This window comes from Glycomyces rhizosphaerae (assembly GCF_042647865.1).
Lineage (GTDB): Bacteria > Actinomycetota > Actinomycetes > Mycobacteriales > Micromonosporaceae > Glycomyces > Glycomyces rhizosphaerae.
The window spans coordinates 18,946-34,756 of sequence record NZ_JBHRWO010000019.1 but is presented as its reverse complement, the minus strand read 5'-3'; the positions used below and the strand labels follow the sequence as shown (position 1 = coordinate 34,756).

The 15,811-nt window shown below is 70.9% G+C and carries 13 protein-coding genes; 3 read left to right on the top strand and 10 right to left on the bottom strand.

Annotated features, from left to right (window positions below):
- Positions 1 to 143: 143 nt before the first annotated feature.
- Entirely contained in the window at positions 144 to 635 is a 492-nt protein-coding gene (locus ACFO8M_RS18520) for a cysteine dioxygenase (protein WP_387978277.1), read from the top strand.
- Positions 636 to 760: 125 nt separating this feature from the next.
- On the opposite strand, the gene ACFO8M_RS18515 is transcribed toward ACFO8M_RS18520, so the two are convergent.
- The 3 genes from ACFO8M_RS18515 to ACFO8M_RS18505 form a co-directional block, all read right to left on the bottom strand.
- Positions 761 to 2,218 (bottom strand): NAD(P)H-hydrate dehydratase, encoded by a 1,458-nt coding sequence (locus ACFO8M_RS18515; protein WP_387978276.1) that lies wholly within the window; start codon positions 2,216 to 2,218, stop codon positions 761 to 763.
- Positions 2,219 to 2,246: 28 nt separating this feature from the next.
- Positions 2,247 to 2,618, bottom strand: a complete 372-nt coding sequence (locus ACFO8M_RS18510; protein ID WP_387978274.1) for a holo-ACP synthase — start codon at positions 2,616 to 2,618, stop codon at positions 2,247 to 2,249.
- A gap of 100 nt (positions 2,619 to 2,718) precedes the next feature.
- Positions 2,719 to 3,315, bottom strand: a complete 597-nt coding sequence (locus ACFO8M_RS18505; RefSeq protein WP_387978273.1) for a TetR/AcrR family transcriptional regulator — start codon at positions 3,313 to 3,315, stop codon at positions 2,719 to 2,721.
- A 78-nt stretch (positions 3,316 to 3,393) separates the two neighbouring features.
- On the opposite strand from ACFO8M_RS18505, the gene ACFO8M_RS18500 reads away from it, so the two are divergent.
- A complete protein-coding gene (locus ACFO8M_RS18500; RefSeq protein WP_387978271.1) occupies positions 3,394 to 4,560 on the top strand; it encodes a DUF418 domain-containing protein in 1,167 nt (388 codons plus the stop codon).
- Between the two features lie 116 nt (positions 4,561 to 4,676).
- Here the strand turns inward: ACFO8M_RS18500 and dacB are convergent, their stop codons facing one another.
- The 6 genes from dacB to sepH all read right to left on the bottom strand — a co-directional run bounded on the left by dacB (position 4,677) and on the right by sepH (position 14,082).
- The gene (dacB, locus tag ACFO8M_RS18495; protein WP_387978270.1) at positions 4,677 to 6,233 is read right to left on the bottom strand and encodes a D-alanyl-D-alanine carboxypeptidase/D-alanyl-D-alanine endopeptidase; all 1,557 of its coding nucleotides are present in this window, start codon (positions 6,231 to 6,233) and stop codon (positions 4,677 to 4,679) included.
- Positions 6,234 to 6,376: 143 nt separating this feature from the next.
- Positions 6,377 to 8,245, bottom strand: coding sequence for a glutamine--fructose-6-phosphate transaminase (isomerizing) (gene glmS / locus ACFO8M_RS18490; protein WP_387978268.1), 1,869 nt, complete (start codon positions 8,243 to 8,245; stop codon positions 6,377 to 6,379).
- Positions 8,246 to 8,381: 136 nt separating this feature from the next.
- Entirely contained in the window at positions 8,382 to 10,298 is a 1,917-nt protein-coding gene (locus ACFO8M_RS18485) for an outer membrane protein assembly factor BamB family protein (protein ID WP_387978266.1), read from the bottom strand.
- 113 nt (positions 10,299 to 10,411) lie between these two features.
- Entirely contained in the window at positions 10,412 to 11,071 is a 660-nt protein-coding gene (gene thpR, locus ACFO8M_RS18480) for an RNA 2',3'-cyclic phosphodiesterase (protein WP_387978264.1), read from the bottom strand.
- A gap of 313 nt (positions 11,072 to 11,384) precedes the next feature.
- Entirely contained in the window at positions 11,385 to 12,713 is a 1,329-nt protein-coding gene (locus tag ACFO8M_RS18475) for an MFS transporter (RefSeq protein WP_387978262.1), read from the bottom strand.
- Between the two features lie 346 nt (positions 12,714 to 13,059).
- Positions 13,060 to 14,082 carry a septation protein SepH gene (gene sepH / locus ACFO8M_RS18470; protein WP_387978260.1) on the bottom strand — a complete coding sequence of 341 codons (1,023 nt, stop codon included), beginning with the start codon at positions 14,080 to 14,082 and terminating at the stop codon, positions 13,060 to 13,062.
- 221 nt (positions 14,083 to 14,303) lie between these two features.
- On the opposite strand from sepH, the gene ACFO8M_RS18465 reads away from it, so the two are divergent.
- Positions 14,304 to 14,633, top strand: coding sequence for a DUF2530 domain-containing protein (locus ACFO8M_RS18465; protein ID WP_387978258.1), 330 nt, complete (start codon positions 14,304 to 14,306; stop codon positions 14,631 to 14,633).
- Positions 14,634 to 14,829: 196 nt separating this feature from the next.
- Here the strand turns inward: ACFO8M_RS18465 and ACFO8M_RS18460 are convergent, their stop codons facing one another.
- Positions 14,830 to 15,609, bottom strand: coding sequence for a DUF3027 domain-containing protein (locus tag ACFO8M_RS18460; RefSeq protein WP_387978256.1), 780 nt, complete (start codon positions 15,607 to 15,609; stop codon positions 14,830 to 14,832).
- Between the last annotated feature and the right edge of the window lie 202 nt (positions 15,610 to 15,811).

Sequence of the window (15,811 nt, the reverse complement as noted above, 5' to 3'; positions counted from 1 at the left end):
TTGGCTGGGAATTGGTACCATTGCCCGCATGACCTTCCCGATGTGTCGCTGTCGCCGCTGTCACCAGCGCTGAGCCTCTTCACGCCGCTCAGCGCGCCCTCGGCCGACAACCGTTCCGACACATCGAAAGTCGAATCACCCGCATGAGCTCCAGCCTGCTGCTGCCGCCCGCCTCCCTCGCCACCGAGCGCCTCGAGGCGCTCGCCGCGTTCTATGCCGCGAACCTCACACTCAACCCGCGCTTCACCAAGGGCAGCCGGTGGGCCCGCAAGGTGCTCGCCGGCCCCGGCCACGAGGCTTGGCTCCTCGCCTGGCTGCCCGGCCAGGGCACCGATCTCCACGACCACGGCGGCGTCGCCCGCCCCGCGGCCGCGGCGGTCGCGGTGGTCGCGGGCGAACTGACCGAGTTCACGGTCCAGCCGGGCGATTTCCCTGGCCTGCAACGAAAGCGGCTGGTTGCGGGCGAGGTCGCGGTCGTCGACGACCGCACCGTCCACGGCATGCGCAACCTCTCCAGCGAACCCGCGGTGAGCCTCCACGTCTACTCGCCGGGACTCGAGGCGATGCGCACCTACCTGCTCGACGAGACCGGCCTGGCCCCTTCGAAGATCATGCGCGCGGGCGAGGACTGGTAACGCGCCGAACGCGAACGGAGGGCCTACCGCAAATCGGACATCGATGGGCCCGGCCTCGGCGAAGCTTGCGAGCCGTATATTGGCACAGCCTCAACCCTGACCTATGGGTACGACACCGTTTCCGGTCAGCGGCGCCCCTCGGGCGTGCCGGCCGCGGTCAGGACCGCGCCGACCGCTTCGGGGAGCGCCTTTGCCACGTCCGAGGCGGTCACCGTTCGGTGGCCTGCCGCTGCGATGCCTCCGGCTCGGCCGTGAAGGTATGCGGCGGCCACCGCCGCCTTCACGCCGTCCATGCCCGAGGCGAGCAGCGAGACCATGAACCCGGCGAGCACGTCGCCCGAGCCGGCCGTCGCCAACTGCGGGCGCCCGGTCGGGTTCGCCCACACCTCGCCGTCGCTCGAAGCGACCACCGTGTGGTGTCCCTTGAGCAGCACGGTGCAGTTGAGCCGCTTCGCCAGCGCCGCCGCGGCGGCGCCCCGGTCCTCGGCGGGCCGCGAACCGTACAGCCGCTCGTACTCGCGGTCGTGCGGGGTGAGGACCACCGGCGCCTCCCGCTGCGAGAGCACCGACGGGTATTCGCCGATGAGCGTCAGCGCGTCGGCGTCGAGCACTGCGGGCGCGGGCGATTCGAGCACGTGCCGCAGTTCGGCGAGGGCGGTCTCGTCGGTCCCGAAGCCGGGCCCGGCGAGCCAGGCCTGGACGCGTCCGGCCTCCTTGACCTCCTGGGTGCACACCACTTCCGGATGCCTGCGGCGCACGTACTCCGCGGCGGAACCGGCGTAGCGCACGTACCCCGAGGGGCCGGCGAGCGCGCCGCCGGTGGCGAGCACGGCCGCGCCCGGGTACTGCTCGGATCCGGCGGCCACGCCGACGACGCCGCGCGTGTACTTGTCGTCGTCGGGGCCGGGTTCGTGCCACCACTGGCCGATGTCGCCGTCCGAGGCGACCCGCACCGCCGGGTGCGGGTCGAGGTACGGGCCGAGTCCGATGTCGACGAAGACGAGCCGGCCGGTGAGGAGCGCGGCGCGCCCGAGCACGTGGCAGGGCTTGCGGGAGCCGAAGGCGACGGTGACGTCGGCGGTGACGGCGCTGGCGGGGACGGCGCCGGTGTCGACGTCCACTCCGGAGGGCACGTCGACGGCGACGATGGTGTCGGCGTCGATGTGGGCGAGCTGGTCGATGGCGCGGCCGGGCAGGCCGGGCCTGCCGCCGATGCCGAGGACGCCGTCGAGCAGCAGGTGGCAGTGGTCGGGTGGGAAGGAGACGAGGCGGCCGCCGGCGCGGGTGAGTGCGGCGGCGCCGACGGGGTGGACGCGTTCGCCCATGACGGGTACGGCGAAGACGCGCGCGCCGCGCTGGGCGAGGCGGGCCGCGGCGAAGAGGGCGTCGCCGCCGTTGTCACCGGGTCCGGCGAGGACGACCACCGTGGATCCGTAGACGCCTCCGTTGCGGCGCTTGAGGATCCGTGCGCATTCGATGGCGAGTCCGGCGGCTGCCCGTTGCATGAGGGTGCCCGGTGGGACGTGCGCCATCAGTTGGGCTTCTGCGCGGCGGACCGCCGCTGCTGACCAGGCACCGTCCATGGCTTTCCCTCTCAGGCCGTGTGGGCCGTCATGCCGTTTCGGCGATCACCACCGCTGTAGCGATACCGCCATCATGCGACAGCGACACGTGCCAGCGCGAGACGCCACGCTGTTGGGCCGCTGCCGCCACCGTTCCGGTGATGGTCAATGTGGGGCGGCCGTCGGGGAGGGAGAGCACTTGGCAGTCGGCCCAGTGCATGCCGCCGGGGGCGCCGAGGGCTTTGGCCACGGCTTCTTTGGCGGCGAAGCGGGCGGCGAGGGATTCGGTGCGGCGGGCGCGGCCGTCGGGGGTGCGGCGTTCGGCCTCGGTGAACAGTTTTTCCGCGACGTGGGGGGTCCGTTCGAGCACGCGCTCGAACCGGTCCACTGCCACTACATCTATGCCCACGGCGACGATCACCCCCCAAGAGTGCCACGGGATCGGGCGTCCCGCCCCCTTTCAGGACGGTTCACTGCATCGAGTGATGGTTTGCCCTCCCCTGCTTGGGGTTCCGGATCCGTTAGGCGGCGGGCGGTTCGAGGCCGACGGCGGGGAGGATCGCCTGGTCGACGATGGCGGCGAGGTAGGCGTCGCCGGGGTCGGCGCCGGTGTCCATCATGCGCTTGGTGACGAGGGCTTCGCCGATGTCGAGGACGACGGGGGTGAGGCGGGCGGGGTCGAGGTGGCCGTGGTCGGCGTAGTGGCGCAGGACGGTCTGGGTGAAGGTGCCGCCGCGTTCGCTGAACACGCGTTGGAAGAGGGCGTCGACGGCGGCGGGGTCGCGGGCGGGGTTGGCGACGATGGCCATGACGGCGCGTCCGGCGGGGCTGAAGGCCCAGTCGCACATGAGGCGCAGTGCGGTGATGAGGTCGCCGCGGAGGTCGTCGGCGCCGGGGTCGGGCTGCTCGACGGGGTGGAGGTCGGCGAGGGCGTCGAGGAGGAGGTCGGTGGGGTCGGACCAGCGGCGGTAGAGGGTGGAGCGGGGAGTGGCCGCGCGTTTGGCTATGGCGTCCATGGTGAGTCGGCCGGGTCCGGCGGTGGCGGCTTCTTCGACGGCGGCGGCGTAGATGGCGTCGAGCAGTGCCTTGCCGCGCCTGCGCGTCTGTCCTTCGGCCATGTGCCGCCCCGCCCTTTAGCTACATTCGTGTATCTTACAATTTTAGATACAGTCCTGTACCTAAAACTTGGAGGCGAGATGACCCTCTCCCCGCCCGCCATTATGAGCACCCCGCTCCGCGAACGCTCCCTCGCACCCGACCTGGCCAGAGGCCTGATGCTCCTGCTCATCGCCCTCGCACACGCCCACATGTTCCTCGCCCACGAGACCACGGGCTGGCGCGGCTACGCCGTCGACGGCACCGCCCTCGACCGCGCCGTCACCGGGCTCCAGGTCCTCTTCGTCGACGGCCGGGCCCTGCCGATGTTCGCCGCCCTCTTCGGCTACGGCCTCGCCCGACTCGCCGACCGCCGCCAGAGCGCCGGAGTCGAAGCACCCCAAGCGAAACGGCTCGTACGCCGCCGCAGTGCCTGGCTCCTCGTCTTCGGGTTCGCGCACGCGCTGCTGCTGTTCTTCGGCGACATCCTCGCCGCCTACGGCCTCATCGGCCTCGTGTTCACCGGGCTCCTGTGGAGCCGCGACCACGTCCTCATCCGCACCGCCTGGATCACCGCCGCCGCCCACGTCCTCGTCGTGGCGGCGCTCGGCGCCTCCGCCGAGGCCGCGGGCCACGCCAACTCCTCGCCGACGCTCATCGCCGACCCGCTCGAGGCCGTCGCGATGCGCCTCGCCGTCTGGTCGGCCCTGACCGCCACGTTCTACGTCGTCAGCGTCCTCCCGGCCTTCGCCTTCGGCATCTGGGCCGCCCGGCGCCGCGTCCTCGACGAACCCGGCCGCCACCTCCCGCTCCTGCGGCGGACCGCCTTGTGGGGCATCGCGATCGGCATCTCGGGAGGACTCCCGCTCATGCTCGTGGACACACAACTGCGGCACCCGGATCAGGCTGCGGCCATCGGCTTCTACGCCCTGCACAGCGTCACCGGCATCGCAGCCGGACTCGGCTACGCGGCCCTCATCGCCCGCATCGCCTCCCGGCCCGGCCGCGCCCGGGGACCGATCGCGAACGCCCTCGCCGCGTGCGGCCGACGCTCCCTCACCTGCTATCTGCTGCAATCGGTCGCGTTCACCGCGCTCTTCACCCCGATGTTCGGCAACCTCGGAGCGGGCCTCGGCGACGCCGCGGCCTCCGGCATCGCCGTCCTCATCTGGGCCGCCACGGTGGCACTCGCCGCATGGATGGCGAAGGTGGGGATGCGAGGCCCGTTCGAGGTCCTGCTGCGCCGACTCACCTACGGCCGCAGCTAAACCCGGGACGCCGCCCGCAGACCCGACCGTTCGGCGAGGGATCCTGAAGAGACGAGAAGCCCGGCCGCTTCGCAGCGGCCGGGCTCTCGATTCGTGTTCAGTTGTGCCTCAAGCGTTTAGCAGACGCTCGGCTCGTACGAGGAGCACTCCATGTCGCCGGGGATCTCCTTGGCGGGCTCCGTGACCGACTCGTCCTCGGCGAAGGTCATGATCTCCGCTTCGGTCGAGTCCTGGCTGTAGCTGGCGATCGCGACGGCGATCTGGTCCTCGAGGGACTTGACCGAGGAGGCGATGTGGTCGTTGAACAGGACGCTGAAGACCAGTTCGCGGCCGTCGGCGTCGGTCACGTAGCCCGACAGCGCCGACACGGAGGTGAGCGTGCCGGACTTGGCGCGGACGTTGCCCGCCGCCTCGGTGTTGCACATGCGGCTGAGCAGGGTGCCGTCGGTGCAGGCCACCGGGAACGAGGCGTACCAGGCGTCGAACCAGGAGGCGTCCTTGGCGCCGATGAGCAGGTCGGTGACCATGTCCGGGGTGACCTCGTCCCAGCGGGACATGCCGGAGCCGTCGACCTGGCGGATCGGGTCGGTGTTCACGCCGTATTTCTCGATGGCGGCGTAGACGCCCTCCTTGCCGGTGGTGAAGGTGCCCTCACCCGTGTTCGCCAGGCCGACCGCCTTGAAGAAGGCCTCGGCGTAGGAGTTGTTCGAGGGCTTCATCAAGGCGGCGGCGAGTTCGGACAGCGGCGCGGACGCGTGCGAGGCGAGCGATTCGGGGCCCTGCGGGGTCTCCTCGCCAGTGCGGATGTCACCGGTGAGCTCGATCCCGTTGTCGGCCAGGGCGTCGGCGAAGACGTCAGCGACCATGGCGGTCGGCTCGATGACCGAGCGGGTGCCGAAGGTCTCGGCGGCGACGGTGCCGGACACGGTGATCGTGTTCGAGTGCTCGTCGCGGTTGATCGACACGCTGGTGGCGGTGCCGGTCGTCGCCGAATTCTCGATCGTGACGTAGTCGGTTTCGGGGACGGTGGTGACCTTCGCGGGATCGCCCGCGGCCTCACCGGGGGCGACGAAGACGCGGACGGTGCCGGCCGCGTGGTCGTCGCCGGAGCCGATGGTGAGCGCCGAGATCTCCATCGCGTCCTTGAACTGGAGGTCGCCCCAGGCCCATTCGTCGCCGTGGCGGGCGGCGTCGAACGCGGTGTCGTCGGCGACGAGGTCGCCGTCGACCTGGGAGACGCCGAGGTCGGCGAGGTCGGCCGCGAGCTGCTCGTAGTCGGCCTGGAGCATGGACGGGTCGCCCGAGCCGCGCAGGTACAGGTCGCCGGAGACGACGCCGTCCACGGGGCGGTCACCGAGGACCTCGGTCGTGAACGTGTAGTCCGCTCCGAGGGTCTCGAAGGCGGCCGCTACGGTGGCGATCTTGTTGTTGGAGGCGGGGATGGCGCGCTGGTTGCCGTTGTGGTCGTAGACGACCTCGCCGGTCGCGGCGTCCTTGACGACGATGCTCGCCTGGGAGTCGACGAGCTTGGGGTCGGTCAGGATCGCGTCGATGGCGGCGCCGAGGGCCTCGTCGCCGGTCTCTTGGGCTTGCGCCACAAGCGTTCCGGAAATGGTGATGGCGCCGGCGGCGGTGACCGCCACGGCGCCTGTAATAAGGGTGCGTTTTCTCACGAACGCGAGCGTAGTCCGACGAATCCAGTGACTCCCGTATATACCGGCCCAAGTGCCGGAAATTGCAGGGGCGCGAGACAACCGAATGGCCCGCACATGCGTATGGGGCGTGCGATGTCGCACGCCCCATACATGTTCGGCCGTTACTCCACAGTGACCGATTTGGCGAGGTTGCGCGGCTGGTCGATGTCGCGGCCCAGGGCCGTGGCGAGCTCGATCGCGAACTCCTGCAGCGGGACCGTGGTCAGCAGCGGGGCCAGCAGGGTCGGCGACGCGGGCGTCTCGATCACGAAGTCCGCATGGGAGGCGGTGATCGCGTCGCCCTCCTCGCAGATCGCGATGACCTTCGCGCCGCGGGCCTTCACTTCCTGGATGTTGGAGATCATCTTGTCGTGCAGCAGCGAGCGCCCGCGCGGGCTCGGCACGATCGCGACGACGGGCGTGCCGTCCTCGATCAGGGAGATCGGGCCGTGCTTGAGCTCGCCGGCGGCGAAGCCCTCGGCGTGCAGGTACGCGAGCTCCTTGAGCTTCAACGCGCCTTCGAGCGCGACCGGGTAGCCGACGTGGCGGCCGATGAACAGGACGCGGTCCTTCCCGGCGCTGGCCCGGGCCATCTCGCGGACCGGCTCGAGGTTCTCGATGACCTTGGCGATCTTGCCGGGCGCGGCCACGAGCTCGTCGAGGATCGCGGAGACCTCGTCGGCGTACTTGATGCCGCGCACCTGTGCGAGGTGCAGGCCCACGAGGTAGCAGGCGGCGAGCTGGGTGAGGAACGCCTTCGTGGACGCGACGGCGACCTCGATCCCGGCGCGCGTGTACAGCACGGCGTCGGACTCGCGCGGGATCGTGGACCCCACGGTGTTGGAGATGGCGAGGACGCGGGCCTTCTGGTCCTTGGCGTGGCGCAGGGCCATGAGCGTGTCCATGGTCTCGCCGGACTGCGAGATGACGACGACCAGCGTGGAGCGGTCGAGCACCGGGTCGCGGTAGCGGAACTCGCTGGCGAGCTCGACCTCGCAGGGGATGCGCGTCCAGTGCTCGATGGCGTACTTCGTGACGAGCCCGGCGTGGTAGGAGGTGCCGCAGGCGACGATGAAGACCTTGTCGATGTCGCGGAAGTCCTGGTCGGACATGCGGACCTCGTCGAGGACGATCTGCCCGGTCTCGTCGATGCGCCCGCGCAGGGTGTCGGCGACGGCCTGGGGCTGCTCGTGGATCTCCTTGGCCATGAAGGTCTCGAAGCCGCCCTTCTCGGCGGCGGCGATGTCCCAGTCCACGGAGAACGGCTTGCCTTCGGAGGCCTGGCCGTCGAAGCCGCGGACGACGATGCCGGACTCGCGGGAGATCGTGACGATCTGGTCCTGGCCGAGCTCGATCGCGTCGGTCGTATAGGCGATGAACGCCGCGACGTCGGAGGCGAGGAAGTACTCGCCGTCGCCGAGGCCGACCACGAGCGGGGAGTTGCGGCGGGCGCCGACCACGGTGTCGGGGTCGTCGGCGGCCACGGCCAGGAGCGTGAAGGCGCCTTCGAGGCGCGAGCAGACGCGGGTCATGGCCTCGGTGAGGTCCCCGTCGACGGCGTACTCGCGGCCGAGGAGGTGGGCGGCGACCTCGGTGTCGGTCTCGGAGAGGAACTCGATCCCGGCGGATTCGAGCTCGGCGCGCAGCTGCCCGAAGTTCTCGATGATGCCGTTGTGGATGAGCGAGATGCGCCCGTCCGCGGAGAGGTGGGGGTGGGCGTTGCGGTCGGAGGGGACGCCGTGGGTCGCCCAGCGGGTGTGCCCGATGCCGCAGGCGGCCTCGAGCGGGCGGTCCTGCTCGGCGAGGACCGCCTCGAGATTGGCGAGCTTCCCGGCCTTCTTGTCGAACTCCAGGTAGGAGTCGGCCCCTTCCGGGGCGTAGACGAGGGCGACGCCCGCCGAGTCGTAGCCGCGGTATTCGAGACGGCGAAGGCCGTCGAGCACGACGTCGACGACGCTGCGCGCCCCGACGTATCCAACGATTCCACACATGCGAAGAACCCTACAGCAGTTTCGCGCATCACTCATGCGCGGATGACGGTCTACTGATCACACCGTTTGATCATTCAACACGTTCGGGATCCGTTCACCGCCAAGACATCGCGCGTTCCGCCGGCCCGGGCCGCGCCTACTTCACAACGGCGATACTGCGGGTCCCGTCCTCTTTGACGAAGCTGACGGCCGAGCCGGTCCCGACCGGGCTGAGCTGCGCGTCGTGGCACCAGTTCGCCGGGATCACCGCGCCGTCGGCCCGTTCGGCGGCGAACTCGACCTCCGTCGCCTCGCCCTCCGCGACCTCGTAGAGGTGGCAGTCCGGGTTGGTCGGGTCGAGCGAGAGGTCGGCGGCGAGCATCGCCCGGTTGTCCGGCAGCACCGTCGCCCACCCGCGCGCGACCTCGGGGTCCAGCGGCGTGTAGCCCAGCTGCACCGCGGCGCGGTACAGGGGGTCGCCGGAGTCGGCGTCGTAGGCGCGGACGCCGAGCCAGGAGCCCTCGCGGTCCTTCGCGGTGAAGCACTCGATGATCTGGATGGTGCGGCGCTCCGCGGTCGGGGCCTGCGCCTTCGCGTCCCCGTCTGCGGCCAGGCCGGGCGCGGGCGCGGCGGTCGGCTGCGACAGGTGCAGCGTCCCGGCGCACGCCGAGGAGTTCGTGGACCCGAAGGACTGGCCCTCCACCCGCCACCGCTCCTCGCCGTCGGCGATCGCGTAGGAGATGAGCTGATGCTCGAACTTGCGGGCCGAGAAGGGCCCGTCGGTGACGCGGTGCTCGATGCGGCTGTCGAGGACGATGGTGTCCTCGGTGACCAGGAACGACTCGGGCACGACCTGGGCGCTCTTGTGGATCTCCTGCTGCCAGGCGATGGTGCCGTCGTCGAGGTCGAAGGCGAGCACGACGTCGCGGGCGACGGCCCGTTCGGGGGCGGGCACGCAGTCGGCGAGCATGAGCGCGCGGGAGCCGGCGACCTGGGCCGCGGTCCCTTCGCAGCCGTTGGTCATCTCGGCCTCCCAGAGCAGGCGGCCGCCGAAGTCGTAGACGGTGAAGACCTCGCTGTCGTCCTCGGCGAAGAGCAGGCGGTCCTCGGCGAGGGCGAGGAGGACGCCGGGCGAGCCGTCGAAGTCGGCGGTGTCGACTTCACCGCCGTCGCGGGTCCGCAAGATGCGGGTCTGGAAGTCGCCGTTGCCGTCGGCACGGGGCCCGACGATCGCGACCAGGTCCTGGGCCTGCGAGAGCACCAGCGGCTGGGCGGAGAGCCAGTTCCAGCGGCGGTGGTACCAGACCGCGTCGCCCGTGGTCGGGTCGAGCATGGTGACGGCCTGCGGGGTCGGTTCGGCCGGGTGGTCGGTGCGCAGGAGCCCGTACGGGGTGTGGGTGAAGCGCTCGACCCCGGCGAGGTCGGCGAGCCCGTCGACCCCCGCGTCGGGGTCGCGCTGTGCGGCGGCGGCGTCGCCGACCCGCACGTCCTGGTTGGCGAGCTCGGCCCAGAGCTGCATGGCGGGGGCCAACGCGGCGGCGAGCATGAGGACGATGGCGGCGGCGAGCACGCCGACCTTGCGGCGCAACTGCTTCGGGGCGGGGGCCCGCCCGCCCGAATAGCCTTCCACGACGAACTCGGACAGGGCCAGGAGGCCGCCGCCGACGACACCGAAGCCGTAGGCGAGGGCCGCGACGCCCGCGCGGTGGGTGATGAACTGGCCCGGTCCGGCCTCGGGCATGGAGGAGTAGACGGCCCAGCCGGCGAACGCGGCGCACACCGCCGCGAGAAGCGCGGTGATGATCGTGCGCAGCCCGGCGTGAGTGGCAGCGGTGGTGATGACGACGGCGACGAGCAGCACGGAGCCGACGGTGCCGACGATCATGTAGAGGCCGGAGGAGCCGGAGCTCACGCCGTTCCCGAAGGAGGCCCAGACGAGCAGCACGGCCCAGCAGACGAGGGCGGTGATCCCGGCGGAGCGCAGAAAGACCCGGGCGAGCGGCCTCCCGGCACGCGGGGTCGCGGGGGGCGCGACGTGGCTGTGGCGGCCGGTGCCGGTGGCGCTGTGGGACATGCCCTCTTTCTACCGGTCACCGCTGCCGAGAACCGTGCTTTCGCACAGATCGCGAGGCGGTTTCTCCCTTAAGCCGCGCGGGCAGGTCCGCGGGGGGACCGGCGGCTCCGGATTCAACCGAGCGGGACGGCCGCGATCGGCGTGTAGAGGGGCTGGACGCCGACCGGGCCCTTGCCGAAGTCGGACCGGTAGAGCACGACTTCGCTGGCGGTCCAGCTGGGGCCGTAGTAGCGGCGCAGGGTCAGCAGGTCTTGGGCGGCCTGCTGGTTGGTGACGCGGTCGCCGGGACGGGCGAGGGTCACGTGCGGGCGGTACTGCTTCTGGTCGACGGGCAGGCCGCCGGCGATGAGCCCGGCGCGGATGCGGTGGACGAGGTCGACCAGGGGCGCGACGTCACCGTCGAGCCCGGCGTAGACCACCGAGTAGCGTCCGCGTCCGAACCGGCCGCCGCCGGAGACGCACAGCCGCATCGGCTCGGATTCGCTCGCCGCGGCGGCGATGACCTCAGCGGTCTCGGCGCAGCGGTCGGCGGGGACCTCGCCGAGGAAGGCGAGGGTCAGGTGCCAGTTCCCGGAGCGGACGAGCCGCGTCGCGGCGGGCCGAGGACCGGAAGCGCCCGGGCGGCTGGGGACGCCGCGGCGTGCGATGTTGAGATCGGAGACGACTTCGGCGAGGTCGGCGACGGCGTTGTCCGGAAGCGGCAGGGCGGCGAAGAGCCGCTCGGTACGCACCTGGGTCGCGGCCTGCGGGACCGCTGTGGCGGAGGCACTCACTGGATTCCCTCCAGGGGCTCTACTCGGGGTCAGTGACACGAGCTGCGGCGAGAGGTGTGTCGACGCGGCGCGGTCGGGGCTGTCACGATGTGACCTATCCTCGCAGCAACCTCAGCAGTTCATTCAGTGAAATCCCACTGGACGAGACAGTAATTTCGCAGAAGTAACACTCGTGTGCACTGCTGAGGCGGTGGAGGCGCAGGAGGTTCCGGGTAGCGCGGGAGCACACGGACGATTCGCGCCGCGAGCGGAGCGGGCTCAGCTCAGCCTGTGGAATTCACCGGACAAGAGTGAACGGCACTCCCGGACGCGGTTACGGCATGGCCTTTCCGGTCAGCGCAGTGCCAATTGACGGCTCGCAAGCGTCGCCGAAGGGGCGCATTGTCGGCTCGTTCGCCTCGTCGAAGGCCGCGCGGCGCTTGATCTGGACACGCTTGGCGAGGGCCAGCGCCACCGGCGTGGCGATCCCGACGAGGCCGCCGAGCCACAGGCCCGCGCGGGCCCCGTAGGCCTCCATGAATGAGCCGACGATGGGCGCGAACACGGCCGTCGAGCCGAGGAAGACCAGCATGTACAGGCTGAGGACGCGGCCGCGGAAGTCGGCGCGCACGCCCATCTGGACGCGCTGGTTGGCGGCCTGGGCGTAGTAGACCATCGCGAAGCCGGTGGGGGCGAGCAGCGCCATCGCCGACCACAGGGTGGGCGCGAAGCCCACGAGCAGGGTGCCGACGCCGAGGAGCGCCGAGGAGGTGAGCATCGTCGTCAGGCTCGGGCGGGTCGAGCGGCGCCCGGAGGCGAGGGATCCGGCGAGCGCGCCGACCGCGAGCGCGGTGAGCAGCAGGCCGTAGGAGTCGGCGCCGGTCTCGAACTCGGTGCGGGCGAGCATCGAGAGGGTCAGCGCGAAGTTGAAGGTGAAGCCCGAGACCAGGAGCGAGACGACGAGGACGGCGATGATGTCGGGGCGGGCGGCCGCGTAGCGGAGGGCGTCCCGGATCCCGCCGGCCGCGGCGTCGCGGCGTGCGGGGTTGGAGATGCTGCGGCGCAACAGGACCGCGCAGGCCAGGGCCGGGCCGAGGAAGATGACGGCGCACATGACGATGACGGTGCCCGTGGAGGTGAGCGCGATGAGCACCCCGGCGAGTGCGGGCCCGGCGATGCGGCTGATGTTGAAGATGGCGCTGCCGAGGCCGACGGCGTTGGGGAGGGCATCGCGGTCGACCAGTTCGGAGTAGAAGGCCTGGCGGGCGGGGCCTTCGACGACGGCGACGGAGCCGAAGGCGAACATGCCGACGTAGACCATCCACAGCTCGATGTGCCCGGTGAGGACGACGGTGGCGAGTCCGGCGGTGACGGCGGCGGAGCCGAGGGAGCACAGGAGGAGGACGCGGCGCTTGTCGAAGCTGTCGGCGATCTTGCCGCCTTGGAGGGCGAAGAGGAGGTAGGGGCCGAACTGGAGGGCGAGGGTCCAGCCGAGGGCGGTGCCGGAGTTCCCGGAGAGTTCGAGGACGAGCCAGCTGACGGCGGTGGTCTGGAGCCAGAATCCGAGGGTGCCGAGGAGCTGCCCGGCGGCGTAGATGCGGAAGCCGGGGTAGGCGAGAGCACGGAACGTGCGATGCAGCTGGCTGCTGATGACCGGGGACATTAGATGCAAGAATATCTACTTACCGGTCGGCTAGCCAGTAACCGTGACCGACTTCTCGCAATTCCGGGGGCGGTGCGCGGGCACGAAAATGGGGCGGCCCCGAAGGTCCGCCCGCCGGCCGTACGGGTGGCCCCGGGTACCCGCCCGTTCCCACCTTCACCACTACCAGTGAAAAGGACACCCTCCCATACGGGTACGACAAAGGCCCGCGATCGAACAGATCGCGAGCCTTCGTCAGATTCGCTTGCGTGTGCCGGTTGTCGGTGGAGCCGCGCTGCTTCTGGTCGGCTCCGCTGCCCTGCTTCTGGTCGGCTCCGCCGCTCTACTTCTGGTCGGCTCCGCCGCTCTACTTCTGGTCGGCTCCGCCGAACAGGACGTCGTCCCAGCCCGGAAGCTGGTTGCGGGGCTTCGAGCCCGCCGCCGCGAGCGGCGGCGTGTTCATGTCGTCCTCGGCCGACGAGCGCTTGCCCGGGCGCAGCACCGCGAGCGAGGGCACCTCCGGCGTCTCGCGCTGCTCCGGCGCGGACGTGCCCGGCAGGCCCAGCTGCGAGGTCCGCTTCCCGCGGCCCGCCATGTCGTCGAGCGGCCGCTCCAGCACCTCGCGCAGGCGGTCGCGCCGCAGCGGGTCGGGATGGGAGGAGTCGTCGTCGCGATCGCGCAGCCCGTGCATCGGGTCGCGCGAAGGCCGCACCGGATCGCCCGGGCGCACCCCGAGCTCCGAGATCGTCTCCTGGTGGCCGGGGACCTGCTGCGGCAGCGGCGTCGAGAGGAACTGCGCCATCTCGTCGTCCGGCGTCACCGTCTGGCGGGCCCGGTCGAGCTTCCAGCGCGCCCTGGCGGTCGTCTTGCCCGACGACCACGAAGCCTGCACGAGCCACGAGCCGTCCTCGGTGCGCCAGGCGTCCCACGAGACCGCCTCGGGGTCGACCCCGTGCGTCCCGAGCTTCACGTCGACCACATTGGACATGCGCTCGCCGCGCTCCGAGGTCGCCAGCCGCGAACGGCGGGCGGCCTGGGCGAGCATCGCGCGCTCCTGGAGCACCGGCCCGGCGTAGCGCAGGACCCGATCGACCGCGACCTGCGCGGACGCGGCGATGTCCTCAGCGCTCTCACCGGAGCGGATGCGGGTCTGGATGTCCCGGGGGGAGAGGCTGACGGCGGCGGGACGCTGCGGCATGGGACGCCGGGAAGCCTCGGGCTTGCCCTGCGCACCCTCTACTTTGGCGCGGAGGGCCTTGCCGCCTTCGGGGACGTCGACCACGGCGGCGACACGCTCGTCGATCGGCAGCGCGAGCAGCCTCCCGAGTTCGTCGGCGAGCACCAGCGCATGACCGTCCTCTGAGAGGGCTACGAACCGTACCGGCCTCATGCCTTTCCACCCCTCGCGTGTCTTCTGTCAGCGCCGCATCGCCAGCTCATCCGAGCGTACGCCCAACCCTACCGGCGGACCACAACCGGCGGGGTGCCGATAACGGATCGCCTCGGCTCGAACGCTTCTCGCGGCGCCCCGCTTCGACCATGTCGACGCGACACTGTTTCATGTCAGTGTGACCGATTGTCGCAGGCACTGTCGCAGCGTACATTGGCAGCGTGTCCACCGACGGAACTTCCCAGCCACCGGCCTCGTCCGGGTCGTCGGCGTCCCCTCGGGAGGCGTACAAGCGCGTCAAGCGGACCCCGGAACTCCCCGCCCCGGAGGCGGTGCAGATACGGATGACGCCGATCGCGGCAGCCGGGACTCTACTGTGGGTGGTCGCGCTGGTGCTGACGCAGCTCTTCAACGAGGAACTGGCGGACTCGGGCCGCGAATGGTGGGGCGCCTGCGCCCTCGCGGGCGTGATCATCGGGCTCCTCGGCACGGCCGCGATGGTGGTGGCCGACAGGCGTCACTTCGGTGGAGCGAAGCGGAACCGAAGCTGAGGCACAGCGGTGGAGCGAAGCGGAACCGAAGCTGAGGCACAGCGGTGGAGCGAAGCGGAACCGAACCTGAAGCTCAGTGGTGGAGCGAAGCGGAACCGAACCTGAAGCTCAGTGGTGGAGCGAAGCGGAACCGAACCTGAAGCTCAGTTGGAAGCCGACGCGCGGCCGCTGAAAGAAGGCGCGGCCGTGCCTGCGGTCAGAGGACCTCGGAGCCCTCGTCGTCGTAGATGATCTCGGACTTGTCCACGCCCTGCGGGGTGGTGTCGACGAATTCGCTGATCTGGGAGTGCGCGCCGCAGCCGTGGTCGGCGGAGACGACGCGGGCGTCCTCCGAGGAGTACAGGTTCGCGCAGGCGCCGAATGCCAGGCGCATCGAACCGGCCAGCGGCAGGAAGAATCCGCAGGTACCGCAGCGGGCGGCCGCGGGAGCGGCCTCGGAGATCGGCGCGGTCGGGCCGCGGTCGCCGTCGTACCAGCGTTGCGCTGTCTCGGCGCGCCCTTCGCGGTTCATCACGCGTTCGCGGCCGAGCCCGAGTTCGAACGTGAGGTCCTCGACAGCCTCGTCGTCGGAAAGCTGGTAGGCGGGCATAAGGCGGTCGTCGTCGTCCTCGGTCGGCAGGACTTCGCCGGTGCCGACCTCGCCGCCCTGCAGCCGGTCGGCCCACGGCACCCAGGCGGGGGAGCGGAGGGCCTCGGGGCCGGGCAGGAGCGCGGACTCGGAGACGGTGGCGACGCGGGCGCGCGGCGCGCGGGTGAGCACGACGGCCCAGCGCCAGCCGCGGTAGCCCGACAGGGTGCAGTCGAAGTAGTGGGTGACGACCCGCTCGGTCTCGGCTTCGACGCCTAGGTGCTCACCGACTCCCTCGCCGGCCTCTTCGGCGGCCTCGCGGGCCAGGTCGAGGGCGTCGGCGAGGACCCGGTCCAGGCGCGGTTTGCGGCTGCGGGCCTTGGCGGCGGCGGTAGAGGTGTCAGGCACGCTTTCAAGCATAGGTCAGCTAGTGGCGGTACCCGGCGGTCGGTACACCGAGAGGGAAGCGGAATACACCACAGTCCACAGCTGAACGGCCCGGAAGTGTCGCACCCCCGCGTCAGGGTTTAGGCAGCGCCAATTTACGGCTCGCAAGCTTCACCGAGGCCGGACCCACACTTACAACGCAAGACCCGCCCAAACTGCCCGC